Annotated in this window: 23 protein-coding genes and 1 pseudogene; 10 read left to right on the forward strand and 14 right to left on the reverse strand. The window is 44.4% G+C overall.

Annotated features, from left to right (window positions below; translation table 11 throughout):
• The first annotated feature begins 9 nt into the window (after window positions 1-9).
• Window positions 10-1,020, forward strand: a complete 1,011-nt coding sequence (gene nagZ / locus QME20_RS00690) for a beta-N-acetylhexosaminidase (RefSeq protein ID WP_281715299.1) — start codon at window positions 10-12, stop codon at window positions 1,018-1,020.
• Window positions 1,021-1,066: 46 nt separating this feature from the next.
• Here the strand turns inward: nagZ and QME20_RS00695 are convergent, their stop codons facing one another.
• The 4 genes from QME20_RS00695 to QME20_RS00710 all read right to left on the reverse strand — a co-directional run bounded on the left by QME20_RS00695 (window position 1,067) and on the right by QME20_RS00710 (window position 7,576).
• Window positions 1,067-1,582, reverse strand: a complete 516-nt coding sequence (locus QME20_RS00695) for a cob(I)yrinic acid a,c-diamide adenosyltransferase (protein ID WP_014976252.1) — start codon at window positions 1,580-1,582, stop codon at window positions 1,067-1,069.
• A gap of 82 nt (window positions 1,583-1,664) precedes the next feature.
• A complete protein-coding gene (locus tag QME20_RS00700) occupies window positions 1,665-3,416 on the reverse strand; it encodes a CsiV family protein (RefSeq protein WP_156086270.1) in 1,752 nt (583 codons plus the stop codon).
• Window position 3,417: 1 nt separating this feature from the next.
• Window positions 3,418-6,915: a transcription-repair coupling factor gene (gene mfd, locus QME20_RS00705; protein ID WP_281715245.1), complete on the reverse strand. Its 3,498-nt coding sequence runs from the start codon at window positions 6,913-6,915 to the stop codon at window positions 3,418-3,420.
• 58 nt (window positions 6,916-6,973) lie between these two features.
• Window positions 6,974-7,576, reverse strand: coding sequence for a PilZ domain-containing protein (locus tag QME20_RS00710; RefSeq protein WP_014976255.1), 603 nt, complete (start codon window positions 7,574-7,576; stop codon window positions 6,974-6,976).
• A gap of 192 nt (window positions 7,577-7,768) precedes the next feature.
• Between QME20_RS00710 and QME20_RS00715 the strand changes: the two genes are divergently transcribed.
• Both QME20_RS00715 and QME20_RS00720 read left to right on the forward strand, forming a co-directional pair.
• Window positions 7,769-9,112, forward strand: a complete 1,344-nt coding sequence (locus QME20_RS00715; RefSeq protein ID WP_281715246.1) for an ABC transporter permease — start codon at window positions 7,769-7,771, stop codon at window positions 9,110-9,112.
• Between the two features lie 77 nt (window positions 9,113-9,189).
• Window positions 9,190-9,753: a phosphoribosyltransferase family protein gene (locus tag QME20_RS00720; protein WP_014949139.1), complete on the forward strand. Its 564-nt coding sequence runs from the start codon at window positions 9,190-9,192 to the stop codon at window positions 9,751-9,753.
• 24 nt (window positions 9,754-9,777) lie between these two features.
• Here QME20_RS00720 and QME20_RS19700 read toward each other — a convergent pair.
• From QME20_RS19700 to QME20_RS00740, 5 genes and pseudogenes are all read right to left on the reverse strand, one after another.
• Window positions 9,778-9,951: pseudogene (locus tag QME20_RS19700) on the reverse strand (ATP-binding protein); the annotation flags it as partial.
• Window positions 9,942-10,319 (reverse strand): hypothetical protein, encoded by a 378-nt coding sequence (locus QME20_RS00725; protein WP_281715247.1) that lies wholly within the window; start codon window positions 10,317-10,319, stop codon window positions 9,942-9,944. The pseudogene QME20_RS19700 and the gene QME20_RS00725, both read right to left, overlap by 10 nt.
• 111 nt (window positions 10,320-10,430) lie before the next feature.
• Window positions 10,431-11,072, reverse strand: coding sequence for an energy-coupling factor ABC transporter permease (locus tag QME20_RS00730; protein WP_049586496.1), 642 nt, complete (start codon window positions 11,070-11,072; stop codon window positions 10,431-10,433).
• Window positions 11,073-11,115: 43 nt separating this feature from the next.
• Window positions 11,116-11,925 carry an exodeoxyribonuclease III gene (xthA, locus tag QME20_RS00735; RefSeq protein ID WP_014949143.1) on the reverse strand — a complete coding sequence of 270 codons (810 nt, stop codon included), beginning with the start codon at window positions 11,923-11,925 and terminating at the stop codon, window positions 11,116-11,118.
• 182 nt (window positions 11,926-12,107) lie between these two features.
• A complete protein-coding gene (locus QME20_RS00740) occupies window positions 12,108-12,827 on the reverse strand; it encodes a hypothetical protein (RefSeq protein ID WP_281715248.1) in 720 nt (239 codons plus the stop codon).
• Window positions 12,828-13,145: 318 nt separating this feature from the next.
• Here QME20_RS00740 and QME20_RS00745 point away from each other — a divergent pair, with 318 nt between their 5' ends.
• The gene (locus QME20_RS00745) at window positions 13,146-13,541 is read left to right on the forward strand and encodes a DUF2750 domain-containing protein (protein WP_039227089.1); all 396 of its coding nucleotides are present in this window, start codon (window positions 13,146-13,148) and stop codon (window positions 13,539-13,541) included.
• A 16-nt stretch (window positions 13,542-13,557) separates the two neighbouring features.
• Window positions 13,558-13,950, forward strand: coding sequence for a SufE family protein (locus tag QME20_RS00750; RefSeq protein WP_239219348.1), 393 nt, complete (start codon window positions 13,558-13,560; stop codon window positions 13,948-13,950).
• A gap of 21 nt (window positions 13,951-13,971) precedes the next feature.
• Here the strand turns inward: QME20_RS00750 and QME20_RS00755 are convergent, their stop codons facing one another.
• Entirely contained in the window at window positions 13,972-15,261 is a 1,290-nt protein-coding gene (locus QME20_RS00755) for a glycosyltransferase (RefSeq protein ID WP_239219350.1), read from the reverse strand.
• A gap of 489 nt (window positions 15,262-15,750) precedes the next feature.
• On the opposite strand from QME20_RS00755, the gene QME20_RS00760 reads away from it, so the two are divergent.
• Complete coding sequence (locus QME20_RS00760) at window positions 15,751-16,596, forward strand: HDOD domain-containing protein (RefSeq protein WP_281715249.1); 846 nt, start codon at window positions 15,751-15,753, stop codon at window positions 16,594-16,596.
• 39 nt (window positions 16,597-16,635) lie between these two features.
• On the opposite strand, the gene QME20_RS00765 is transcribed toward QME20_RS00760, so the two are convergent.
• Complete coding sequence (locus QME20_RS00765; RefSeq protein ID WP_281715250.1) at window positions 16,636-17,451, reverse strand: thioesterase family protein; 816 nt, start codon at window positions 17,449-17,451, stop codon at window positions 16,636-16,638.
• Window positions 17,452-17,620: 169 nt separating this feature from the next.
• Here QME20_RS00765 and QME20_RS00770 point away from each other — a divergent pair, with 169 nt between their 5' ends.
• Together QME20_RS00770 and QME20_RS00775 are read left to right on the forward strand one after the other, a co-directional pair.
• A complete protein-coding gene (locus tag QME20_RS00770) occupies window positions 17,621-18,943 on the forward strand; it encodes an MFS transporter (protein WP_049586506.1) in 1,323 nt (440 codons plus the stop codon).
• A gap of 71 nt (window positions 18,944-19,014) precedes the next feature.
• Window positions 19,015-19,827, forward strand: coding sequence for an alpha/beta hydrolase (locus QME20_RS00775; protein ID WP_281715251.1), 813 nt, complete (start codon window positions 19,015-19,017; stop codon window positions 19,825-19,827).
• Window positions 19,828-19,896: 69 nt separating this feature from the next.
• Here QME20_RS00775 and glgC read toward each other — a convergent pair whose 3' ends face one another.
• Window positions 19,897-21,183, reverse strand: coding sequence for a glucose-1-phosphate adenylyltransferase (gene glgC / locus QME20_RS00780; RefSeq protein ID WP_014976266.1), 1,287 nt, complete (start codon window positions 21,181-21,183; stop codon window positions 19,897-19,899).
• A 763-nt stretch (window positions 21,184-21,946) separates the two neighbouring features.
• Here glgC and QME20_RS00785 point away from each other — a divergent pair.
• Window positions 21,947-22,480 (forward strand): SRPBCC family protein, encoded by a 534-nt coding sequence (locus tag QME20_RS00785; RefSeq protein WP_014976267.1) that lies wholly within the window; start codon window positions 21,947-21,949, stop codon window positions 22,478-22,480.
• A gap of 76 nt (window positions 22,481-22,556) precedes the next feature.
• Window positions 22,557-23,711, forward strand: coding sequence for an MFS transporter (locus QME20_RS00790; protein ID WP_281715252.1), 1,155 nt, complete (start codon window positions 22,557-22,559; stop codon window positions 23,709-23,711).
• 6 nt (window positions 23,712-23,717) lie between these two features.
• Here the strand turns inward: QME20_RS00790 and QME20_RS00795 are convergent, their stop codons facing one another.
• Window positions 23,718-24,404, reverse strand: a complete 687-nt coding sequence (locus tag QME20_RS00795; protein ID WP_231514273.1) for a hypothetical protein — start codon at window positions 24,402-24,404, stop codon at window positions 23,718-23,720.
• 613 nt (window positions 24,405-25,017) lie between these two features.
• Complete coding sequence (locus tag QME20_RS00800) at window positions 25,018-25,914, reverse strand: hydroxymethylglutaryl-CoA lyase (protein WP_281715300.1); 897 nt, start codon at window positions 25,912-25,914, stop codon at window positions 25,018-25,020.
• Between the last annotated feature and the right edge of the window lie 2 nt (window positions 25,915-25,916).

Below are 25,916 nucleotides of genomic sequence, written 5' to 3' on the forward strand. Positions count from 1 at the left end.
GGGCCATTAATGTTGGATTGTCAGGCCGAAGAACTTCTGCCTGAAGAAAAGGAAAAGTTAACACATCCAGTAGTGGGTGGCGTTATTTTATTTAGCCGCAACTATCATGATAAACGTCAGCTTTCTGCGCTGGTTCAAGATATAAGACGCTTTGCAAAGCGTCCAGTACTGATCGCCGTCGATCATGAAGGCGGCCGCGTTCAGCGTTTTCGTGAAGGCTTTACTGCCATACCAGCAATGGGCGATATTTTAAGGCAGTCAGAGCATCAAGATGAAAGTGCTGCATACGCAAAAGCGTGTGGATTAGTATTGGCTTATGAACTTAAAACCTTAGATATCGATTTTAGCTTTGCACCGGTGCTTGATATAAATGGTGTATCGCAAGTTATTGGTGACAGGGCATTTTCAGACAGTGCAGACGACGTTATTCGCCTTGCCGCTCATCTAATCCAAGGTCTAAAAGCCGTAAATATGCCAGCTATTGGAAAGCACTTTCCTGGGCATGGCAGTGTAGCGCCAGATTCTCATGTAGCGTTACCCGTCGATGAACGCGAATTTGATGAAATACGCAGTACCGATATGGTGGTCTTTGAACGCTTAATTGAGCGTGCGTTGCTTGATGGCGTTATGCCTGCCCATGTTATTTATAATCAGGTGTGCGATAAGCCTGCGGGTTTCTCAACTAAATGGCTACAGGATATCCTTAAACAGGATCTAGGCTTTGGCGGCGCAGTATTTTCTGATGACTTGTCTATGCACGGCGCAAGTGTTGCGGGAAGTTACGTTGAGCGTGCTGAGACAGCGCTGGAAGCAGGTTGCGATATGGTACTTGCCTGCAACAATCCGAAAGGGGCTGAGGCTATCCTTGATGGATTGGAAACGCGCTTTGCTAACCCGTCTAAAAGCGATTTACAAAAGCGAGGGCGCGTTATGGCGCTTTACGATCGTATTATGCCAGTAGGGCTCAATGATAAATACGACAGTGCGGTTGAGCTGGTGAAGCGTTTAAGCGAACGGTAGTTTTTATAACTACCGTTTTTCATTTTCTGTTTTTAATGCCGTTTGCTTATACTGGTACTTCGTCTACGCCAGCTTCTACATTCATAAATCGCGCAAAAGTGAAGAGAAAATCGCTTAAGCGATTTAAATAAGCATGTACCACTTCCGGCACGTCATAATGTTTAGATAGGCTAATGACAGCACGTTCAGCCCGGCGGCATACAGCACGACAAACATGAGCCTGCGCAGCAGCCTTACATCCGCCAGGCAGCACAAACGACGTATTAGGCGGCATTTGACGGGTAATATTGTCTATAAGGCTTTCTAGGTTCTCAATATCAGTTTGTGTCAGCGTTGAGCTTGCTGAAATAGCAAAGCCAGCTTGAAACAGGTTGCGCTGAATGTCCTGGAGCATTGGCTTATGTTTGTCAGTAACATGCGCTGCTAGTAGCCCGATGTGGCTATTAAGTTCGTCCATATCGCCGTAGCTTTGTACTACTAAATCATCCTTATCTACACGTACGGCCTTGTCAGCGTAAATTTGCGTGCTGCCCTTATCACCAGTGCGAGTGTAAATCTTCATAAAAACCTATATCTCTCTATCAATCGCAAATGTTATTTTTTGTATTTAAAACCAAAGCACTTACACTAAGCGTTTACTTAAATCACTCGCTAACGTCAGGGCGATTGTAGCGACGAATTTGTACTACAAAACCAAACAGCGGGTGGTCGAAATAATGCAGTTGCGTACTGATTACACGTCTTTGCTCAGCTAACGGAACCGAAACCAGTTTGTACGCTGTTGATGTCGCTTGACGAGGCTTAGCAGCATTACCAGAGCTGTCATCTTCACTGCTGAAGTAGCTCATTGGCACCGGCTGGCGATAAAACATCTCGCCATCTACATGAAGGTAAGGTACGCGGTTGATATATTTAAGAAATACTTTGATAGTGCCGTCAATTTCCCAAATGGGGGTTCTTAATGAAGCATCGGTAGTGTCATCTTCACCTTGCTCTACAATTATCGGCGTATCAAGCGCTTTAAATGCGCCATACTCTATAGCCTGTGGGTTTGACAAACGGCGGTCCAAATCGGAAAAAATATCTGAAACAGCAAGAAATTGATCAGTGCCATGCGCTGCAGTTTTATCAGCTTCAAAAGCAGTACTTACACCACTTAGGCTGTTTTCATCTGTGCTCGATGTGTTTTTATAAGCATCATTATCAGTAAGAGCGGCGGTGGAGCCGTAACCAAACTCTGGAGCGGAATCGTCAGTTTCATTGTTTACATTATCAACGTGTTTTGGAGCTCGCATATCACCGTTCAAGTCAAACTGCTGCGCGTAGTTTTGCCCACCATAAAGACGCACGTTGAAAGCTTTGTTCTTACCAAACATAACTGGTTGACGCCAGGTTGCATGAAACAAACGTTCTAGCTCGCGATTTGAGCGTATTTGGCGAGAAATTGAAGACAGTGCTTGCTGATTACTGGTAAGCAGATGCGCTTTTGAAGCAAGCGGCCAGTCGTGTCCTTCAATGATAATAGGTAAACTTGCTGGAGCGGGTAGCCTATTATCCGGCTGATTCACCTTCCATACAATTACAGGTTGAAGCGCGCTGCTTCTAGACTTGCTCTCGCTTATCGAAACGCCTGAGTTTAGTTCGTCGTCGCCTGGAACAACAACGTTCAGTGCAGTGGTTACCTCAGCGCTAAGCCATGGCTTCGCTTCTTCACAGTACTTAAATACAGGCACCGTGACAGGTGAGGAATCTTTTACGCCGAAGAATGACGTCCAATAGCTGGCGATGGTTGCAGCATCAGGAGCGGGTGTCGCGTCGTCAGTGATGATCCCCTCATTTGAGTAGTCAAGGCTATCGCTATAGTCTGAGTCTGTTGAAGAATAAGTAGCGCCATACTCATCGCCATTAATGGTTTCGCTTTGTGCCTGACTCGCTACGTCTGGTGTAGGAGTTGGCTCATTGGCTGTTAAGCCGGATGTTTCATTATATCCATAGCCCGCTTCTTCAGAGTAAGAGCTAGGAGACTTGTCACCGTACTGCGCACTGTTATCTTTAGGCAGCGACAAAAAATCTACATCTTTTGCGGGCACGCTCAAAAGTCCGTTGCTAGGCCACTTAACCGATGTATCAGCGCCGCAAACGGCTAACCCTTGTTTTAGATAGCTTATATCAGGCGAAATGATATCGCTGATGATGTCTGCCTGAGCGCGAGGGGCTGACAAGTTGTCAGCCAAAGAAAACTGCTCTTCTAACTCAGTAAGTGCCACGTTGCGCTTAAACGCAATTACTTCCACATCGAACCACCAGTTGTCATTGGCGTTAGCTGCAGTTGAAATTGTCGTTAAGAAAATGGCGCTTATTGATGCAACTAACGGGCACCAGCGAGATAACTTCATGTTACCGCGACTCCTTTGCAAAATCGGCAATAATATCGCTAATAAACGCGATGCGCTCTTTAGCTGTTTCGGTCTTTTTCACCAAACGCAGTTTTTGGCTTCCTTCAAACTTAAAGGTGTTTGGTTTGGTTTGCACCAAACTAATAATATAGCCTGGGTTAACCTTAGTGGTTTCTTTAAACTCTATGGTACCGCCTTGGGCCGACAAGTCTACTTTTAGAATGCCTAACGCCTGGGCTTTTAGTTTAATTTCAGCCACTTCTATCAAGTTTTTAGCTGGCTCTGGTAATAGGCCAAAGCGGTCAATACATTCTACCTGGAATTCATCAATGTCGTCTTGCGACGTACAGCTTGCCAGACGTTTGTATAGCGATAGGCGAGTGTTAACGTCGGCAATATAGTCTTCAGGCAATAGGGCTGGAATACGCAGTTCAACTTCGGTATGGCCCGAGGTCGCGTCGTCTAATGATGGCTCTCGGCCTTCTTTAAGCGCGTTAACGGCTTTATCGAGCATATCCATATACAAACTGAAACCAATACTCGCTATTTGCCCCGATTGATCGTCGCCTAGCAGCTCACCGGCACCACGAATTTCTAAATCGTGGGTAGCAAGCGCAAAACCTGCACCTAAATCTTCAAGCTGCGATATTGCTTCTAAACGTTTTACTGCATCTTTGGTCATGCGCTTTGGATGAGGCGTTAATAAGTAGGCGTACGCTTGGTGATGCGAGCGACCCACACGACCACGAAGCTGGTGCAGCTGCGCTAAACCTAAATGGTCGGCTCTATCCATAATAATGGTATTCGCACTTGGTACGTCGATACCTGTTTCAATGATGGTAGTACACACAAGTACGTTGTAGCGCTGGTGGTAGAAGTCGCTCATTACGCCTTCAAGTTCACGCTCGCGCATTTGCCCGTGACCCACTGCAATACGGGCTTCGGGAACGATTTCAGCGATTTCTTCGGCCGTTCGCGCAATGCTATCCACTTCGTTGTGAAGGAAGTAAACCTGACCACCGCGCAGTATCTCACGCATAATGGCTTCGCGAATAACGGCTTTATTACGCTGCTGCACAAAGGTCTTAATTGATAAACGACGGGCCGGGGCTGTGGCAATAATCGATAAGTCGCGCATGCCTGATAACGCCATGTTAAGCGTACGAGGAATAGGCGTTGCCGTAAGGGTAAGGATATCAACATCGGCACGTAATGACTTAAGTTTCTCTTTTTGACGCACGCCAAAGCGATGTTCTTCGTCGATGATCACAAGGCCTAAATCTTTGTATTTAATATCGCTAGACAGCAGTTTATGTGTGCCTACTACGATATCTACTTTCCCTTCTCCTATGCGCTCAACCACAGATTTTTGCGCTTTACCGCTTACAAAACGGCTCATCACTTCAATTTCAAACGGCCATGCCGCGAAACGGTCTTTGAAGTTCTCGTAATGCTGCTGAGCCAGTAGGGTAGTGGGCACCAAAATAGCCACCTGTTTACCTGCATTAGCAGCAAGGAAGGCCGCGCGCATGGCAACCTCGGTTTTACCGAAACCTACGTCACCGCAAACGAGGCGATCCATAGCCGATGGACTGCCCATGTCGTGCATAACCGCTGCAATGGCTTGGGCTTGGTCAGGCGTTTCTTCAAAGGGGAAGCTGTCTGAGAACGCTTGGTAGTCGTCCCAGTTAATTTTATACGCAAAACCTGGCTTGGCTGCGCGGCGGGCATATACATCTAAAAGCTCGGCGGCCACGTCACGAACTTTTTCGGCGGCTTTTTGCTTGGCTTTTGTCCATGCGTCTGAGCCCAAGGCGCTTACTGGCGCGCTGTCGGCGTCGCCACCGGTGTAGCGTGAAATTAAGTGAAGCGAGGCCACAGGCACGTAAAGCTTAGATTGCTTAGCATACTCGATGCACAAATATTCGGTTGCTACGCCGCCCGCGTCCAACGTTTGAAGACCCAAATAGCGGCCAACACCGTGGTCGAGATGCACCACAGGCTGACCAATAGAAAGTTCCGCCAGGTTGCGGATAATGGCGCTTTCGTCGGTGGCGGTGCGTTTATCGCGAAGGCGGCGCTGGCTTACCTTTTGCCCTAATAGTTCGGTTTCGGTAATGAATAACAGCTCGCCTTCCTGAGTTTGCCAGCGGAAACTGTTATCAACCATACCCACGGTAATGCCAATGGCGTCGTGGCTTGCGATAAAATCGCTAAAGCTATCAACAATCTTTGGCTTGATGCCCGCTTTGGCAAGTACCGTAAGCAAGCCCTCTCGGCGACCTTGGGTTTCAGCACAAAACAGTACTTTAGCCCCGTTGTCAGTGGCTTGATTTACCGTTTTAATGAGGCGCTCAGCAGGTACTTTTTTCTGCGAGTTAATCGCGATGTCGTCAAGCTTTTCGCATTGAAGATTGCTAGTACCTGATTTTTCTTCAAGTACCTTGCTGGAAAGGGATGCACGTGGCCACTGTTTTATGGCACCAAATAGCTCATTTATAGGTAAAAATAGCTCGTCTGGTGCAAGCAGTGGACGGGCTAAGTTATAACGATACTGCTCGTAACGTTCTTGTACGTCGGCCCAGAAAAATTCGCTGGCGTCTTGCACATCACCGTGAAGTAATAGCAGGCTTTTAGGGTGAAGATAGTCAAAAAGCGTGGCGGTTTTTTCAAAGAAGAGGGGAAGATAATATTCCACACCGCTCGGCATGGTGCCCTTGCTTACCTGAGAAAATACGCTTTCAGATGCATTGTTTGCGTCGAACTTTTCTAAAAACTGCTGGCGGAAAAGCGTGATTGCCTCTTTGTCTGTGGGGAATTCTCGTGCTGGAAGCAAGCGAATTTCGTTAACAGCCTCGCCAGAGCGCTGGGTTTCAGTATCGAAATAGCGAATGGAGTCGATTTCGTCATCAAACAAGTCTATTCGAAATGGCTGGTCGCTTCCCATCGGAAAAAGGTCGATGATGCTGCCGCGCACCGAGAATTCGCTGTGGCTCATTACCTGACTAACATGCAGGTAGCCGGCTTGCTCGAGATTGCGTCTGAACTGATCTCTATCTAAGGTGTCGCCCTTGTTTAGCATAAGCAAATACTTTGCTAAATAATCGGTAGGGGCTAAACGCTGCATTAACGTGTTAACAGGCACTATGAATATGCCTTCGCCTTGCTGTGTAAAGCGGAATAGGGTTTCTAATCGCTGAGAAACAATGTCTTGATGGGGCGAAAACGAATCGTAGGGCAGTGTTTCCCAATCTGGAAACAGAGTAATAGGTGTATGCTTTGTATTATCGCTTAAGAAGAAGGCTATTTCTTTTTCGAGCTTCATTGCCGACGGTGTATCGGCGGTAATCAGTACAATAGGGCCTTTGTATTGGCTGAGTGCTTGGCTGATACATAGTGCGGCACTGCTGCCTTGAAGTTGGCCCCAGTGTTTGTGATCTTGTGATGAGGCTTCTTTTTTAGGCGCAGGTAATGGAAGCGATAATAAAGTGGCTGTCATGACGTCCTGTTTTTTAAGTGCAAGATGAGTTTTACGGCTTATATACTGATGTTAGGGTCTATTCAGATCCCGCTTTTTTTTCTTTTGCCCGCTTTCTTAGCTGTTGCGTTTGAATATGCAAGCTAGCGCGAACTAAAAGCTCCTGGTCTTGCTCTCGAATGGTGTTAAAAATAAAGGCGATATGGTAACGGTCTTCTACTTGCTCGCAAGTAATTACTTCGCCAAAACAAAAGATTGCTGCTGCTTCGGCATCCAAGAAAAGTTTAAGTTCCGCTTTGGCGCCCACATCCAATGCTTCTTTTGACTCGATGACCACACCGCCACCACCGAGCTTTACGGTTTTGAAGCGAAACTCTGGCTCGTCTTGCTGGTGCAAAACGAACGACATCATCAAGTCAATTTTTCGAGATTGATGGTTTAAGTAGTCAGCCAGCGACTCAGCGTGGTCACTTAGGTTGCGAAGCGGACGAATTGCCTGTGCTTCAATAGCGGCCATTTCGCTGGCAATGCGAAATGCATACGGCATCGACTCCTCTAAGTTTTCTTCATCAGGCACTACTTCGTCTTCACCTAACGGGCGCATATTGGCGTTTATGCGATGTGCGATAGAAAAATATTCATCGAATTGGGCTTTTTTTTGTTCTAGGCTAAGTTCGCTCACATCATTCCTCTGCCACTAATTCTTGTGCAGTTAGTAACTTATAAGTAGTATACCGATCACACGTAGTATACCCACTTTACTATTTTGGGGTTAACCCGTCATCTCGTCTTTGGGCTACTTATCTGAATTTCTCATTCATTAAGCATAGCTAAACATAAGGCAGATTACCGTATTACTGAAAAGCAAGGCGCTATGTTTTATCCTCTTTCTGCATTCATTGCTTATCGTTATGCCAAGTCTAACAAAGCAAGCCAAACCAGTTTTGTTTCATTCATTAATCGATTTTCAGTGGCGGGTATTGCACTGGGATTGATGGCGCTCATTATCGTTGTGTCTGTTATGAACGGCCTAGAAGGTCAACTAAAACAGCGCATATTAGGCATTGTCCCTCATATTGAAATTACAAAGACACCCATCATAAGCGAGAGTGAAATTACAAAGACACCCATCATAAGCGAGAACCCTAGCAGGACATCCAACGAAAACGCAATTACAGAGACACCCACGCAAACTGCAGAAAAAACGCAGGCAGTGACTTTAATAGAAATTAGCGAGACACCCATCGAAGGCGTTGTTGCCACTATGGCTTACAGGGAAGCTGAAGCAGTAGTGCAGTCTCGCTCGGACTTGCGTGGTGTTCAGGTTCACGGTGTTCAACCTGAAGTAATGATTGAGCACACTTTGGTAGCAAACCACATGGAGCAGGGGCGATTTAGCGATTTAACTGAGGGGAGTTTTGCTGCCATTATTGGGCGCTCACTTGCCATTAAACTTGAAGCGAGGGTTGGAGACAGATTGCGGGTTATGGTGGCAGGCGCAAGTGTGTATACACCTTTTGGAAGAATGCCAAGTCAACGGCTTGTAACCGTGGTGGGTGTCTTCGATATGGGCTCGCAGATGGATGACAAAGTGATGTATATGAACCTTAAGGATGTGAACCGCTTAATGCGAGATCCTAAAGGTAGCGAACAATCGCTTCGACTCTTTTTAAATGACGCTTTTAACTACCAAGCAGTTGTTAGCGCGCTCACCGATAGGGTGGGTGTCTCTGTAAATAATATGAAGACTTGGCGTGAGCGTCAGGGGCCGCTATTTGATGCCGTCAAGATGGAGAAGAACATGATGACGCTCATGTTGCTGCTTATTATCGCGGTAGCGGCATTTAATATCGTTTCGGCACTGGTAATGGTGGTAACGGAAAAACAAGGCGATATCGCAGTACTCCAAACTCAAGGTATGTTACCCAGTTCAGTAATGTGGATTTTTGTGTTAAACGGTTTGTTTAACGGCATTAAAGGCGCTGGCATTGGTCTAGTATTAGGCGTAGTGATTACGCTCCAATTAAATAACATTTTGGACCTTATCGGGTCGCCGTTAGCCTTAGCGGCAGACGGTAGAGGGCTGCCAATTGAAATGGACGTTGTACAAATTGCAGGCATTGCTTTGCTGTCTTTGCTACTGTGTGTTTTAGCCAGCGTTTATCCAGCGCGCAAAGCGATGAAAATTGCACCATCGCAAGCGCTCCAAAACGAATAAATCGCTGAATTTACCGTGCAAGTTAGTGCAAAATTCACTATACTCGCGGTCTTTTAAATTTTGCCCAGTGAGACGTCATGAACAAGAATTTTATCACCTCGCAATCGCTTCTACAGGATTCCTTTCGCCTAGCGGCAAAGGTGTATGAAGACGGCTTTCGCCCTGACTTTATTATTGGTATCTGGCGTGGTGGTGCTCCCATTGGTATCGCGGTTCAAGAATTCTTTGAATTTAAGAATACGTCAACCGACCATATCGCAGTACGTACATCGTCTTACTACGGAATAAACAAACAATCGAAAGAGATCCGTGTGCACGGATTACACTACTTGGTAGAAAACGCGAATGCTGATGACAAGTTGTTGATTGTTGATGATGTTTTCGATTCAGGCCGCAGCGTAGATGCACTTATTAAGCAAATTAATAAACTAATGCGTTTGAACATGCCTAAAGATATTCGCATTGCATGTCCGTGGTACAAGCCGCAAAACAACACAACAGACATCGTGCCAGATTATTACGTTAACGAAAGTGATGAATGGCTAGTTTTCCCTCATGAAATTGCGGGTTTGTCGGAAGAAGAAATTCGTGAAGGCAAAGGCGAGCTGGCTGACGTTATGGACATTTTGTTCAAAAAGTAGTGAGTAAATGCTTGATATAAGCGACTAGGAGTTACTGTCAAACGTATCTAAACCGCACGCTTGTGCGGTTTTTTTATCTTCCAACTTTGTTGGAAAAGATAGGGTAAATGTGGTGCCCACGTTTACTTCACTTTCTACGCTAATGGTTCCCCCCATCGCTTCAACGATGGAGAACGAGATATAAAGTCCTAACCCAGTGTCTTAGGTCTTCCCGCATTGTTTAGCGCATTTTGTAACGCGATGGCGCCAGCTTCAAAGGCGATGTAGCAGGAGGCGTCTGCACTTCCAACGCCATAGGCTCCACCATCGTCATTCACACAAAAAAGCGCTAACTGGCACTCCGCGTCAACGGTACTGCCGTCGCAAAGTAGCGCTCCTAAACAAGAGCTGGAAATGAAATAAGGCGCGGTAAACGCGCTAAGGCCATGTTGAAGCTCGTTAAAAAGTAAGTCTGCATTGCCGTAGCCAATAACGAGTGAAGGTTTATTTTCACTAAATAACCTATCTATTTCGGACACCATACTAGGTGCGTCGTTACACTCCAACGAAAATGTTTGTATATACATTCGGCCTTTACCACTCAACCATACTCTTTAATAATAGATTGAAATTAGGAAAAGCTTATTAAACATTAGTTGAAGAGTTACACGAGTTACAGTAATTGTGTTGAAGAGAATTTAATTATCGAGGTAAAACTTGTCGTGAAAGGTATAAACCCACGTTGGCTGGTAGATCACTAAAAGCGTTATCGCCATACCGTTTAACAGAGCTTCAGGAAAGACCAAAAGTGGTATAAGCAAAACGTAGTTGTCAAAAATGATGTCCCAAGTATATGTACCTTCAATGTAATAAAATGCGCCGAGCGTTAGCGTCTTTAATGCAATAGAAAGAGCGGCAGGGAAAAAGGCACAAACAAAAATGTACACGAAAAGTTGTCGAGGAATACGGTGAAAAGAAAGCATATAAAATAGATAGGTTATGCCAATGGGTAGAACGGTGCCGAGTAGCCCGTTAACGCCAAAGTTTTCCCAACTTCCGTAGCCGACTGCATTTGCGCCTAGTAGCGCGATAAACGATGCAATAATAGCGTTTCTAAAGCCGAGCATTAATGTCAAAACTGAAAGGCCTAGAAAATGAACATCTAAGCCCTCGAAGATGCCTGCTTTAAACAACCAGAGAACGAAAAGCGAAGCAGCAGTACCAAAGATAAGGTGTTGCTGCTGCTTGTTACTCGCAAAATGAGTAAAGTCCACATGCCTGACCGCACCGAGTAGAAATACACCGTAAATCAGCAATGCTAGCAGTTGTAGTGAACTCACTTTTATTCCTTAGTTAATGGCGGGGAGCAGTATTTAGTACTGTTTACCCTTTATACTCAGCCCAAATAGGCGCGTGATCAGACGGCTTTTCGATGCCTCTCAGCTCATAATCAATACCGGCGTCATGTAGTTTTGCATGAAGCGGTTTTGTTGCCAAAATCAAATCTATGCGAAGGCCACGATTATCGTTGAATCCTTTTGAGCGGTAATCGAACCATGAAAACTTGTCGTTTGTCTCTGGGTTGAGTGTTCGAAAACTATCTTCAAAGCCCCAGTCAATTACTGTGTTCAACCACTCACGCTCTTCCGGCAAGAAGCTGCATTTTCCAGTTTTCAGCCAACGTTTGCGGTTGTCTTCACCAATGCCAATGTCCAAGTCTGTATGAGAGATGTTGACATCGCCCATAACAATCACGTTGTCATCTGGTGTGTGGTTATCATCTAGATAAGTCATTAAGTCTTTGTAGAACTTACGCTTAGCTGGGTACTTGGTTTCATGCTTTTCGTTTTCGCCTTGAGGAAAGTAACCATTTAGAACGGTAACGGGCTCGCCAGCATCATCGGTGGTTTTTAAAATAATCATGCGACGTTGGGCGTCTTCGTCATCTGTTGGGAAACCCATCGACACAGAAAGCGGCTCTTTCTTCGCCAAAAAAGCAACGCCGTAATGACTCTTTTGCCCGTGGAAATAAACGTGATAGCCCATGGCCTCAACGGCTTCTACCGGAAACTGTTCGTTGTGAACTTTAATTTCCTGTAAGCCAATAATATCGGGTTGGTGTGCGTCGATAACCGCCTGAAGTTGATGTAGACGAGCGCGAATACCGTTTATATTAAATGAGATTACTTTCATGCTTTTTAGTGGTTGCTTCGAATTTGGCTAGAGTTTACCAGAAACTGCACGGCCGCTTAACGACGTTTTGCCACTATATTAATGCATTCAGTCGATTGGCTAGATTAAGTTTATTTATAGCTAATGGTGAAATCGCTGTGTATTAAAATCTCGTCATTAGCATAAATTTAGTCATCCATTAATCACACGTTTGCCTCATGGTAGGGAGTGTCATTTGGTGCCGTGCGCTTGCCGAGTGAAATCAAAAACTCAAACCAAGCATTTGCGTCTTGCACCGCGTTCTTAACAAAGCTTTCATTATCTAGGCCGAGCTCGGGTAAGAGTGTTTCTACTTCTTGTTTGAAAGACACCCATGCTTTGGCACATCCTGCCATCGCTTGATAATACTCGGTAGGAATATCTAACGTCATGGCTTCTAACCGCCTAACAATAATGTTGGCGCCCATTGATGAGCCCAACCATACATAGATGGCTGCGATGGCATGGCTGGTGGTTGAATTAGAGCAAGGAGTTAACTGTGCGATAGCCTGGGCGTTTAAGACTGGCTCATCTTTGTTTTTTATTCTTGTAGTAGGTTCGAGCTTGGCATGGGTGTCATTGTAACGTTGTTGAGCAGACAGTGTTGCGGACGACAACGCGTGGGTGTCATTGTTAAGCGCTAGTAGAACAACTTCGCTATTGAGCATTGAGGCGATGCGGCTAAGGGAAGGGGTCTGGAGTGCAGCCTGTTTTACGGTTTCTGCTGTTGTTTGGTGAAACACCCTCATGATGTTAAGGATGGCAAGATAGGCCTCATGGTTAAACTCACTATCTTTGTGGTACATCGAGAAGGGAAAGGTATTTTCCAAGATAGCGTGGTTGGCATGGGTGTCTTGCTTAAGAGCAGTAAATAGATTGCGCATGAGGTAAAGGTCTTTGCGTTTAAGCTTTCACAGCGTTGGATGATTTGCTCTAACTTTATCATGGGTGTCTTCGTAACGGGCGAAAAATGTCAATGTTAATAATGTAATGGCTGATTGAGTGAAAGTCGGGAGATGATTCCCGTAATTTTAGGGGTAAACCTGGGTGTCTTCTTTATATTGTTTTTGATGATGAAGAAGAGCTATGGATGGGTGTCTTTGTAAGTGGGTTAGCCGAGGGGGCTTTTTTAACGCTTATTGCATTGCGCCTATTACTGGGGCAGGTATACTTGCCGCAAAATTTGAGATAGGTGAAATAACGTGTTTCCAGAAACAGTTGCAGACAAATTAAGTGATGCGGTTATCGAGCAAGCGATGAAGCTAAGTGCAGAAGACCGACAAGAGCTTGTAGTGAGCTATATTGCAAAAGCAAATGAAATTTGGATGGTGCAAGGTAGTGAAGGTTTTGTGATGTTTGAAGGTGGTGAAAGCGTTCAGCTACCAGTATTCCCGCATCACGATTTAGCTCAAAAGTTTGTAGATATAAACGAAATTGAAGGCCAATGCGTGAATATTACACTCGATGAATTTATGCAAACTTGGTTGCCAGGCCTTGATAAGAATGGCGTTGAGCTAGTAATGTTCCCCACCACGAGTGATGTTGAAAACCTAGTTATGACTGCAGATGACTTAGCCTCAGAGCTTAGCGGAAATTAAGCAAGGTATAGAGATCATGAGTTCTCTCGAAACTTTGCTTCCTCTGGCTTCATCTTTGGCTAACGCGAAAGGATGGGACGATTTTACTCGTACACTGATGCTTGCGGGTAAATCGCTTGTCCCGCTTCCAGCGGAAAAACGTTCGGCTGAAACAGAAGTAGAAGGGTGTGAAAGCCCGGTATGGCTCGCCACTTTTGACGAACAAGGCAGTTTGATGGCTTACTCGCCTAGCAAAGTGATTCGCGGCGTGCTTGCAGTATTGTTAGAAAAAGCAAACGAGTTAACCCCGCAGCAGCGCAGTGAATTCGACTTTGAGAGATATTTGTCTCGCTGTCAGCTGGAACGCTACTTAAGTCAGTCCCGTGGAAACGGGATTAAATCTGTAATAGCTAAATTAAAGGGCATCTAGCCGTTAAACTAGTGACTGCCGTTATTTGTTTTTTGCTTCAATCCACTGGCTCATGTACTTGCTCGCTGTCAGTGTTTGATGCCACAACAAGCTTTGCATAAATAAACCGTTTCTATGCGTGTTAAGCGACTGTTTTAAACCAATGATTCTTTCAATTAACGGCACATCGGGCTGTTCGCTTTCAAATGAGCTAAGTATTGATGCCGTTAAGCTACTAGCGCTATCCCACGTAGACTTATCATTGTGAAGTGCCACAGCTTGTCTGACGTAGTCTTGAATAACCGCTGCGTCAGTTGTATTCGCGCTACAAAGCGCACCAGGCCATTGCGCTAGCTGCTTTGGATCATCGATTTCCTGTATATTGCTATTAGCAGTGATTGAACCGGTTGAGGTGATACCTTCTGCGCCTATCCACGTGGTGATACTAGGAGTAGCGCAGCGCATCGCATCAATTAGTTTGCCTTTAATGCCTGCGCCAAATCGTAAAGGAGCGATCAGCGCCTTTGCACTCAACATTATAGACTCCACATTTTCGGCCCAACCTTTTACCAAAAAGCCTTGTTTTTCGTTGTGCAGTTGGGTGGCCTTTTTAGGCGGGTAAGCGCCGTATATGTGCAATTCTGCTTTAGGTAGCGCTTTTCTTATCTCAGGCCATATGCTTTGCTTAAGTTGCAGGACCGCGTCCCAATTAGGCGCATGGCGAAAGTTCCCAATATGAACAAAGTGCGCTCTTTCCTCAAAAGAAAGCGTGACGAGGGGCGTTTTTCCTACCACAAGAGGGTGGTATTGGAGCTGCGCTCTAGGTACACCGTAATGTTCCGTCAAAAGCGCCATTTCTCGTTTTGAAATTACTAATGTAAGGTCGCTTCTTAGTATTGCTGCAACTTCTCTTTGCGCCAATTCGCTATTTAACTGAGCAAGGCGAGCATCATTGTCCTGTTTTACCGCTTCGTGCCTAGCCTGACGCAGGCTGTGCAAATCTTCAGTGTTTAAAACTCGAAGTGCATCTGGGCACGCTTCTTTTACTCGCCAAGAAAATTGCTCTTCTGTCATGTAGCGGTCGAATATAACAACGTCAGGCTTTATATGCGCTATTTGGCTATTAAAAGAACTACAATTCAATGCCACAGAATGCACATCAACGCCTAATGCTGTAAGGTCTTCTTTATGGTCGCTATCGGTGGCAGCGGTCAGAAATGTCACATTGAAATCGGCAGATAAGCAACGCTTAATAATAGCTAACATATTTTGGCCCGCGGCCGAAGAATTTGGCTCAGGCCACACATAACCGATAACAGCGACATTTAACATGGATGGATTACAACTTTTGCTTTAAGAATTATGCCATCAAGGGCATAGTGAATAGTATGCAAATACTACCATAAATTTGAATTGGTCATTACAAAAGCAAGTGTTCCTTAGAAAATCTAATTCTTATAGGTAATTACCCTAAGTTTTTCTGTGTATTAGAATTATTTGTATGTAAAAAGGGGCAAAAAGCTATAATACAGGCCTTCCAGAGATGCGCTGAATACACGAGGGCAGTGCGTATCAGCGGCGTTGCGTGAATTGTTGATGTTCAGCGTAAAGCAAGATTTTCAAATTGAAAATGAGCCCCGCGGTATCACGGCTTATGAAGGATTCAGGTTAACTTAATGATTAGTAAAGAAATCATACTTTTTTACTAGTTGATACTTATTGACCAACTACATTTTTGTGCCTATACCTTAATGGACACAAGGCGAATGGAGGTGCCTTCAACGCTATATTGACAAAGGCGGCATGAAAGAGAGTGCACGAATGAATTTAGATGAATTAGTTTCGAAAGCGGAAAACCTCTTTGTTTTACCTGATTCGGTAACTCGACTTAAAGCTTGTATGGATGATGAAGCTTCAAGCATTGACGACATCGGCGATATTATTGCTTTCGATCCGTCATTGGCAACGCAATTGCTAAGAGTAGCAAACTCAGCGCTCTATCGTTTTCCTAATAAAATAGACACCGTCACAAGAGCCATCCAGGTAGTGGGGACTCGCTCCACTTACGACTTGGCACTGGCTTATGGCGTAAGCCAAGCATTCAGTGATGTAGACGGTCAACGTATCGATCTCGACAAGTTTTGGGAGCAAAGTGTATCGTGCGGTCTCTTGGCAAAATACTTTGCCGATATGCGCAATATTCGTGAGCCTGAGCGACTCTTTGTTTCGGGGCTGCTTCACAACATAGGCGAGCTGGTAACCGTTTCGGTTTTGCCTGAGTCGGCAACCCGTTGTCAGGCATTCAACACCAGAGTAAGTCCTGCTGAACTTCAATTTGGAGTGCTAGGGTTCACGTACGCGGAATTATCGGCAAGATTAATTGAAAAGTGGGGTATTCCAAGCTCTATTTATACGCCAATTGCCAGTATCCACAAAGAAGAAGAGGAGTCTGCTTCAACAGATGAGAAGATTCTACAACTCTCATATGTGTTGGCACTCGATAACGTTAACCCTGAGATCTACCCCAGTTATCATAACTTAAAGCCAGAATTGCATGAGGCATTGTCGCTTAATCGCGAAGATTTAGAAGACGCGCTAGATATAACCAACCTGCAGTGTATTTCGGTGATTTCTCTGTTTAACCCTAACGCGTTTATACTGTATTAATGTAACGTATTTAACGTACTTCTCGTAATGCCGTAGCGATCAGTCGAAAATCGCTACGGTTTGCCTACTGATGGCAATCACTTCATTATCCTTATCCCAAATTGTTGCTTCAGTATGACCATAACCATCTGCAGCTTGTCTTGTGTGAGCTTTATAAGCAAACCAGTCTGTCGGGCTTACCGGCTTGTGAGGATGGATAAATTCTAAGTTCCAACTTACTGTACTGGCTGGTGCCGGAAGCTTCATCATTTGTAAAAGTGTAGGTGGCCATGCGTCGATCATAGTAATGATATGTGCATCAGTGATGGCTTCGGGGGGCTGCTTGAAGCGCATAAAACCGTGATAATGGCTGGTTTTTCTGCGCGTAAATGGAATGCCGCCATCTTCAATTGCCAAATCAAAATAGCGTAAGAATTTAGGCGTAACTTTAGGTATTTGCGGGATGAACTTTGCTTTATTCGGCTGAGGCATGTCGTGTGTATCTGTATTCTCAACTTGAATACCTGACTGACGCGCAACACCAAAACAGGCTTGCGAAAAAACACAGCTTTTGCCGTCTTGAATAGCATGAGCGGTGAACTGAGAGACATTTTTCCCTGTTCTAAGTAGCGTTACTTCGATAGAAAAAGGCGTTTCAAGAGATAGGGGACCAACAAAGTTGGTGGTAAAAGAGCGCAGCACGCGGTTATCAGTGACTTGCTGCTTTACTGCGGTGAAAAGCATACCGGCAGAAATACCTCCAAACGCAGTTCGTCCCTGTCCCCACGTCTTAGGGATAACTAGTCCATCAACTTTCCATGTGTTTTCCGAAGTTTGAGATAATTGAGGAAGATTGAGCAATTCATCTACTGTCATATTTGCTTGTCTGGTCTGATGAGTTAAGTGTTTGTCATCGTACCTTAAGCGCTATAGAACGAAAAGCCTCAGTTAGAAATTTTCGTTATGTTAACAAATAAGTAACAATTAGTTGTTTATTTTTTTGCCTAATGCATAGACTGGGCTATTGTCACTCTAAAGGACTGTTATGGCCCATACTCACGTTGAAGGTATTCCCGCTGCAGAAGCAGGAGCATCTAGAAGTTACCGGAATTACGTTCTATTCATATTAACCTTGGTGTATGCCTTTAACTTTATAGACAGGCAAATCATTGGGATATTATCTCCTTTTATCAAAGCTGATTTGGGGTTAGATGACGCCCAACTTGGGTGGCTTAAAGGTATCTACTTTGCGCTACTTTATACCGTGATGGGGATCCCAATTGCATGGCTTGCCGACAGGTACAGTCGCGTTAATATTATTGCGATCTCTCTAACGCTTTGGAGTGGTTTTACCGCTGCATCTGGGTTAGCTGCCAATTACATGCAGCTTGCTATAGCACGTATTGGTGTCGGCATTGGTGAAGCGGGTGGTAGTCCTCCGTCCCACAGTATTATTTCTGACTTATTCCCTAAAGAAAAACGCGCGGGCGCGCTCGCAATATACTCTTTAGGTATTCCTTTTGGCGTCATGCTTGCGTTCTTTGCATCAGCGTTCTTTTTACAGGGCGGCTCTGCCGACTGGCGAACGGTAATGTACAGCGTAGGTATTCCAGGGGTGTTACTGGCTATTTTGCTTAAGCTCACGATCAAGGAACCTGCCAGAACGGTCTCTTTACCAAGCGCAGATGATGCGAATAAGCCGAGTGTAAAGTCGTCGCTCAAGATGTTACTGAAAATTCCGACGTGGTGGGGAATGGCACTGGGTATTTCCTTTGGATCATTCGGTAACTATGCCATATCGACATGGGTAATTGATTACTACGTTCGCGCCTTTGCGGGTTTAGATATTACACAGTTGCTAATCGTTTTTGGCATTATCAATGGCACCGCCTATGCGCTCGGTGTATGGCTAGGAGGCTACATTGCTGATAGATGGGGTAAGCACAATAAAAAAGCTTATGCGTTATTGCCCGCTATCGCACTTATTATTGGTGTGCCGGCATTTTATGCATCGTTACAAGTGCAAGATTTGTGGCTATCAGTAGGGCTCATGGCGCTGTTGTTATTCACCAGTGGTTCATACCTAGGCCCAAGTTTTGCGATGGCACAGACACTAGCTCCTATAAACGTAAGAGCCATGTCGACAGCGTTGTTCTTCTTTGTATTGAACATCATTGCGTTGGGCGGTGGCCCAACGCTGACGGGTATTATTAGCCAAGCATTGGTGCCATCTTTAGGCGAGACGGAGGCATTGAGACAGGCACTCATCTACCTGGTAGTTCCTTACGCGCTTTCTATTGCCGTGTTCTTATGGACGAGCACGAAGATTGTAAAAGATTGGGAAATGGCAGAAGCCAGAGGCTTATAGTATTATCGAACTTTCATGCTAAGGGGCTGATTTAAAGCCCCTTTGTTGTTTGAGTATAAAGGAGTGTTTTGGTGACGTCGTCAGAGTTGAGTTTTCATTTTGCCCATGCAAATGGATTTCCCGCAGGTAGTTATAGTGCGATGTTTTCAGCGTTGCCTAATCACTTTCATCGTCTTCATGTTGAGCGCTTTGGACACGATCCTCAGCTTCCAGTGAATGGTAACTGGCGCAATCAAGTTCAAGAACTCATCAAGCATATAAAAAAAGAGAACAAGGATCCGCGAGGCGTGTATGGTATTGGGCATTCATTTGGTGCTGTAATTACCTACATGGCGGCATGCGAGGCGCCAGAGCTGTTCAGAGGCATTATTTTATTCGATCCGCCACTTGTTGTTGGCCCGTTAAGTTACTTTTTTAAATTCGCGAAACACACGCCGTTAATTAACAAGCTAACGCCAGCAAAACTCGCGCAAACACGCAAGACCAGCTGGCCAAGCAATACTGATATGGTGGCGTACTTTCACAGCAAAGCATTGTTTAGGGACATGGATAAACGATGCGTGCGCGATTATGTAAAATCTGTAACAGCCTTAAAGGGTGACAATATTTCACTCACATTTCGTGCAGAAGTAGAAGCAGATTTGTTTCGCAATGTTCCGCACAATTTGGGTAAATATAAAGGTAAGCTTAAGTGTCCGGCCGTATTGGCGACAGGAAGCAAAAGTAACGTGTGTAAGCCCGAAATGTACTCGCGGCTTCTGAAGCATAATGCTATTGAGCATAGCGTGCTCGATGGTGGCCATATGTTTCCACTAGAACACCCTGAGCAGGTAGCGAGCTTTATTGAGCGTACATTAACGCATTGGAATAATGAGGCGAATTAAATATTACAGAGATTGATTTAAGCGTTTTAACGCCAAAATCAATCTCGCCATAACATTAGGATAAATGAGTTAGTCGTGCTTTCTAGGCTTGCTTAGTCCACCCACGGGCTGACCTAACATTTCTCGCGTCACCAGTACCACGCCTTTTTCAGATACGCGGAATCCACGAGCCTTGTCTTGCTCGTGATCGTAACCAATTGTAGTACCTTCAGGAATGACACAACCTCGATCAATAATCACCTTTTTCAGCTTACAATGGCGTTTAATTTCCACATCAGGAAGAATAACGGCGTCTTCAATAAGACCATAGGAATGTACGCGTACATTGGAAAAGCAAATAGATGAACGAAGTGTAGAGCCTGAAATTATACAGCCCCCAGAAACTACGGAGTTAATCGCTTCACCACGTCTGTCGTGGTCTTCCCAAACAAACTTTGCTGGTGGCAGTTGCTCTTGGTAAGTCCATATAGGCCATTTTCTATCGTAGAGGTTCAATTGAGGTACAGGAGCAACCATTTCCATATTGGCTTCCCAAAATGAATCGATAGTACCTACATCGCGCCAATAGGCGTTGTCTCCGCCACTTTTCTCAAAAGGATAGGCGTATACAGGGTGGTCGGCGATGATTGATGGAATGATGTCTTTACCGAAGTCTCGCTGCGAGCCCATATTTTCAGCATCAACACGTAATTGCTCGAATAAAAACTCTGTATCAAACACGTAATTGCCCATAGATGCTAAGCAGCGCGTTGGGTCATTAGGAAGTGGAGTCGGGTTAGCTGGCTTCTCTTCAAATCCGTTAATACGATAGTTTTCATCAACCGACATAACGCCAAACGCACCCGCGGCTTCTTCCAAGGGCACTGACATACATGAAACCGTCATTTTTGCACCAGACTCTTTGTGCTTGGCCAACATATCACCGTAGTCCATACGGTATATGTGGTCGCCTGAAAGGATCATGACATATTTTGGAAGCTCATCACGAATGATATCTATGTTTTGGAAGACCGCGTCTGCGGTTCCTTCATACCAACTGTCGGAGAAACGTTGAGAAGCGGGTAGGATTTCTACAGATTCGCCAAGTTCTTTTTTGAAATGACCCCAACCGCGAACCAAGTGACGAATAAGAGAATGCGACTTGTATTGGGTAACCACGCCTATTCGACGGATACCTGAATTAACACAATTTGATAGCGGGAAATCGATAATTCTAAATTTACCGCCGAAATAAAGTGCCGGTTTGGCTCGCCAATTAGTGAGCTCGTGTAGTCTAGAACCTTTACCACCCGCGAGGATGAGCGCATATGTATCGCGAGTAAGGTTACTGATGTAACGAGAACTTTGATCTGCCATTTCCTATAAACTCCTGTAATAAAGCGACAACTGTGTATCGATAGAAATATAAAAAGAAAACGAAGTGTTGCGATTGACTGCGCTATGCATGATAGGCCTGATTGAACAGGCTTTCTTGATAACCTAAATCCATATTACACAAGATAATTTAGAATGACAGCGCGATTTTCATGCTTTGTGATGAAATGGTAAATGTTTTTAAAAAATTGTAGGTTGGGGGGCTCTCGCCCTTACAGAGACACCCATCTTAATTCCCTTAATCTCATCCAATGGCATTCAACTGTTGCTCTTACAAAGACACCCACCCCTATCTCTTATTCTTAAACTGGAATAGGCTTCTTGAATTAAAATTTTAGCATGACACCCATCGCTACTATGAGTTGGTTACTTAGTAAATTTGACGATAAAAAAGTTAGCGAGACACACAACTCAATTTCATCATGCGCATCCAGAAAAGCCCTCGATCAAAGCAAGTCACTGTGTAGACACCCATTTTTAAACTGTAGAAAGTTAGTCTACACTTTGCTCGATAAACGAAGTGGTTACTTCATGCATCATAAGGTTTTATTGCCGAGTGTCCTTTCTCGGTAACGCGAAAGAGAAGGCTCATAATAGTTATTTTGAGTATAAATTTGCTTTCAACTGCGTTAAACATGACGGAATGGGTGTCTATCTAACAGTAAAATGAGCAAGAAAGATCTTTAAGTGACAAATGTTAATTAAATGTTATATTTGAAGGGTCAATTCTTTTATGGAGTCTCAGATGGGAGCGTTAAAAAAACTCTTAATGGTCGTAGGTGTTGTTATCGTATTATTTGTCGCAACAAGCTTTTTTATTCCTAAAGATTACAGCGTTGAAAGAACAATTAATATTGATGCTCAGCCATCAGAAATATATCCCTATGTCGTTGATTTGAAAGAGTGGAAGAAATGGGGCGTATGGTTCAAGCGTGATCCTGATATGAAACTTGATTATTCAGGGCCTGATAGAGCTATTGGGATGCGTTCCGAGTGGTTAAGTGAAACCGAGGGAAATGGAGAAATGGAGATTACGCAACTAGAGCATAACAGACGTGTGATGTACCGATTATATTTTCCCGATTTTGACATGGGTTCATCGGGCGTCGTAGAAATTGAGCCCACAGAAAATGGTTCTCTTGTAACCTGGAGAGATGAAGGCTCGGTAGATAATAACCCAATAAACAAATATTTTGCTTTGATGATGGACAGCATGATTGGTCCTGATTTCGAAATGGGTCTAGAAAATCTCAAAATACTCGCCGAAAACGCTGGGTAGGGCATACAACTTTCTGATCTGACTGAATAAGTGCACCGTATATGTTCAATCGAATTGCGGTGCATGCTTACCTTCCATGAAACAAAAAAAATTACTTATTACAGGCCTTTCGCTTAATAAACTAGCCGACCTACTGATCTCTGCTAAAACAACCTTGACCGCACTTCTTATTAGCATCGGCGCACCAGTTTGGATGATAGGCTGGCTGGTTCCAATTAGAGAGTCGGGCGCGCTTCTGCCTCAAGTACTTATTAGCATTTATCTTCGAAAACATACTCAGCGGCACTTGGTTTGGCGTGTCGGTATGCTCACACAAACGCTTTCAGTTTTCTGTATGCTGCTCGCGGTCATTTTATTTTCAGGGGGCTTGGCGGGTACCTTGATACTTATTTCCCTTGTCTTCTTGAGCCTGGGTCGCTCTGCCTGTTCTCTTACCGTGAAAGATATGGAGGCTGACGTAGCTAAGAAAGGAGAGCGGGGTAACCTAATCGGAATTGCATCTACCGTTTCAGGCATGGTCACCCTTGTTATCGCTATACCTTTGACAATTTACGACGGCTCTCTTTCTTCGAACGTGCTGCTGATAGTCTTGTGCGGGAGTCTTTTATCATTTGTTTTGACCCTTATATGTGTATGGCCTGTTAAAACGACGGTAGATGTGGGTGATAAAGAGGAGAAAGCGTTTAGTATTGACTTCGACGCCACGGTTTACAAATTCATTTTGGTAAGAGGGCTTTTCGTTCACTCAGCCTTGGTTGCGCCTTATTTTATGATAGAAAAAAATGGAGATGTAAAAGAGCTGCTTCCTATTTATATAGGAGCCGAAGCAATTGCTGCTCTTTTATCATCAATAATTTGGGGAAAGATTGCAGACAAAAGCGCAAAATTAACACTCCAAATTTCAGGGGTACTCGCAATAATTTCATGCATTGGTTTGCTTACATTGCAAACGACGACGATTGTAACCTCTGCACTGTTGTTTTTCTTGTTATCGGTATCCCATGCTGGCGTAAGAACCGGACGGAAAACATATAGTTTAGATGTTAAAGAAGGCCATGAACGAACAGAGCTGGTTGGCTTCTCAAACACGGCTATAGGTATGATTTTATTAGCATTCGGTGCACTTTACGCTGCATTAACCCCTGTTTTAACCTTTTCAGTGGTTTATATTATGGCTGGTATGCTGTTACTGGCAATTATCATTACTGTTATCTTACCTGACGAGAAGTAGAATGGTTTAGTCAAAGCATATCGCTGCCGAAGATATTTTGGCCATTCGTTTTCTTTTAGTATTTGCTTGGAACTTCCGCATAGATGAACCGTCTCCTGCCGCGACTGAAAACACGTTTTCGAAATCACTGATAATGTGATGCCAATGATGTTGGCATACACCAAGAGGTTTTACATGTTGAATGGGTCTCGTTTGAGCGGCTATCGAATCGGTGTTGCGCAACAGTTGGATTGACTGGTTAAGAAGATCGCAATAGTCATTCAATGTGAAATCTAAGCCGCGAGTGTTTCTACATCGTTGGTGGCTCTTTAATGGCATTAACCCTTTTATTGTCTTGTTTTGTGAAATACTCGTGTTCAATCTTTTATTAATGCTTGTGTGATATGAGTCTTGTAAGCCCGTTGCGACCTTTGCGCGTATAGGGTTTAAGTCAACATATGCCATACATGAAAGTAGAGCTTTTTCTGTTAGCAATGCTTGTGAACGGAAGCGACCTTCCCAAAATCTGCCAGTACAATCGTCCTCTTCGTTTGCTTTTCTCGCAATATACTCGTTTAAATTTCTCATGAACCAGCTTATGTCGTAGAGCCTTTTTCTATACACATCAGCAGTACTTTTAACTGTCTCATACTCACTTTCGCTCAAGATCTCGCCCTTCATAAACTTTTGAGTAAGTACGGTTCCTTTGTGCATTTTATGCCATTGATGTAACACAGTTTGTAATGACCATGAGAGCGCTGCCTCTTTATTCACGCATAAAACGATATGGACATGGTTACTCATAACAGCGTAAGCACAAATATCTATCGCGAATACCCGGCTCAAAAATAACAGCCGTTGTTCTACCCACGATTTTCGATGCTCGTAACTAACTCTATTGTTTCGGTCGTACCCGCAGAGGTAGCTACGGCGCACGCAGCGAGATATACAATGATAGTAGGGTGTATCTTTTAAACTAATGAGGGATTTTCTGCTTTGAGCCATGTTAGATAAATGCAAGGTAATTAGTCATTGTGTGACCTTAGCATTGTGAATATTCAGTTGTGACCTGACCGATGGACTTGTTTTGTTCTAGAAGAGACACCCAACGTAAGACTTTTCGCTGAAAAGCAATGAATATTTGAAGAGACATCCATTGCAAAGCTAACTTGCTGAGCGTGAAAGAATGTATTTATGAGTTTGTGCCTATAAACTTATAAAGACATCCATTACATAAACGGTGATTTTACGTGAAACTTCACAATTAGGGTGGGTGTCTTTCTTAGAGGGTAGAGGGGGCGCATTGCCGCATCCCCCCATCAGTTTTTTATTTTGCTAGAAGCGCATTAGCTACTTTCGACACGGGAGAGCGGCCTAAAAGTTCTGAAATGTAAGAAGACGCTTTTAACAACTTCGTCATGTCTATACCTGTTGATATACCCATACCGTTCAACATATATAGGACGTCTTCAGTTGCAACATTCCCACTTGCACCTTTGGCATACGGGCAGCCTCCAAGTCCTGCAACAGCTGAATCAATTGATGAGATGCCGTATCCAAGGGCAGTGTATAAATTCACTAGCGCTTGTCCATAAGTATCATGAAAATGGGCGGCAACTTTGCTGACATTAATCTCTTTCAATACTTCATCTAATAGTTGTCTTGTAGACATTGGTGTGCCTACGCCGATAGTATCGCCAAGGGATACTTCGTAACACCCCATGTCAATAAGTTCCTTACTCACCTGTGTAACGGCACTAGGTGAAATTCCACCTTCATAAGGACACCCCATTACACATGAAACGTAGCCCCTCACTTTGATTTTGTTTTCGCTTGCTAGGTCAAACACTGCCTCGAAACGCTTTAAGCTCTCGCTTATAGAACAGTTAATGTTCTTTTGTGAAAAGGACTCAGAGGCAGCGCCGAATACTGCAACCTCTTTCGCTCCCGCTTCAATAGCTGCCTCCAAGCCCTTAAGGTTGGGTGTCAATGCAGAATAATGAATCTTGTCTTCGGGGCTAAGCGCCTTAAACACCGCATCCGAGTTCGCCATTTGAGGCACCCATTTGGGCGATACAAAGCTTCCTGCTTCGATTCGGTTAAGGCCAGTTTTAGAAAGAAGTTGAATAAGTTCAATCTTTTGTTCGGCGCTTAAGGCCTGCTTTTCATTCTGAAGGCCATCTCGAGGACCTACTTCAACAATACTCACTTCTTTAGGAAACATCA

Source organism: Alteromonas sp. CyTr2, from assembly GCF_947311905.1.
Classification (GTDB): Bacteria; Pseudomonadota; Gammaproteobacteria; order Enterobacterales; family Alteromonadaceae; genus Alteromonas; species Alteromonas macleodii.

Excerpts from the sequence above, each read along its gene's own strand:
- nagZ (WP_281715299.1), top strand. The coding sequence starts at position 10 with ATGTTGGATTGTCAGGCCGAAGAACTTCTGCCTGAAGAAAAGGAAAAG.
- QME20_RS00695 (WP_014976252.1), bottom strand. The coding sequence starts at position 1,582 with ATGAAGATTTACACTCGCACTGGTGATAAGGGCAGCACGCAAATTTAC.
- QME20_RS00700 (WP_156086270.1), bottom strand. The coding sequence starts at position 3,416 with ATGAAGTTATCTCGCTGGTGCCCGTTAGTTGCATCAATAAGCGCCATT.
- mfd (WP_281715245.1), bottom strand. The coding sequence starts at position 6,915 with ATGACAGCCACTTTATTATCGCTTCCATTACCTGCGCCTAAAAAAGAA.
- QME20_RS00715 (WP_281715246.1), top strand. The coding sequence starts at position 7,769 with ATGTTTTATCCTCTTTCTGCATTCATTGCTTATCGTTATGCCAAGTCT.
- QME20_RS00720 (WP_014949139.1), top strand. The coding sequence starts at position 9,190 with ATGAACAAGAATTTTATCACCTCGCAATCGCTTCTACAGGATTCCTTT.
- QME20_RS00725 (WP_281715247.1), bottom strand. The coding sequence starts at position 10,319 with ATGTATATACAAACATTTTCGTTGGAGTGTAACGACGCACCTAGTATG.
- xthA (WP_014949143.1), bottom strand. The coding sequence starts at position 11,925 with ATGAAAGTAATCTCATTTAATATAAACGGTATTCGCGCTCGTCTACAT.
- QME20_RS00740 (WP_281715248.1), bottom strand. The coding sequence starts at position 12,827 with ATGCGCAATCTATTTACTGCTCTTAAGCAAGACACCCATGCCAACCAC.
- QME20_RS00750 (WP_239219348.1), top strand. The coding sequence starts at position 13,558 with ATGAGTTCTCTCGAAACTTTGCTTCCTCTGGCTTCATCTTTGGCTAAC.
- QME20_RS00755 (WP_239219350.1), bottom strand. The coding sequence starts at position 15,261 with ATGTTAAATGTCGCTGTTATCGGTTATGTGTGGCCTGAGCCAAATTCT.
- QME20_RS00760 (WP_281715249.1), top strand. The coding sequence starts at position 15,751 with ATGAATTTAGATGAATTAGTTTCGAAAGCGGAAAACCTCTTTGTTTTA.
- QME20_RS00765 (WP_281715250.1), bottom strand. The coding sequence starts at position 17,451 with ATGACAGTAGATGAATTGCTCAATCTTCCTCAATTATCTCAAACTTCG.
- QME20_RS00770 (WP_049586506.1), top strand. The coding sequence starts at position 17,621 with ATGGCCCATACTCACGTTGAAGGTATTCCCGCTGCAGAAGCAGGAGCA.
- glgC (WP_014976266.1), bottom strand. The coding sequence starts at position 21,183 with ATGGCAGATCAAAGTTCTCGTTACATCAGTAACCTTACTCGCGATACA.
- QME20_RS00785 (WP_014976267.1), top strand. The coding sequence starts at position 21,947 with ATGGGAGCGTTAAAAAAACTCTTAATGGTCGTAGGTGTTGTTATCGTA.
- QME20_RS00790 (WP_281715252.1), top strand. The coding sequence starts at position 22,557 with ATGAAACAAAAAAAATTACTTATTACAGGCCTTTCGCTTAATAAACTA.
- QME20_RS00795 (WP_231514273.1), bottom strand. The coding sequence starts at position 24,404 with ATGCACAAAGGAACCGTACTTACTCAAAAGTTTATGAAGGGCGAGATC.
- QME20_RS00800 (WP_281715300.1), bottom strand. The coding sequence starts at position 25,914 with ATGTTTCCTAAAGAAGTGAGTATTGTTGAAGTAGGTCCTCGAGATGGC.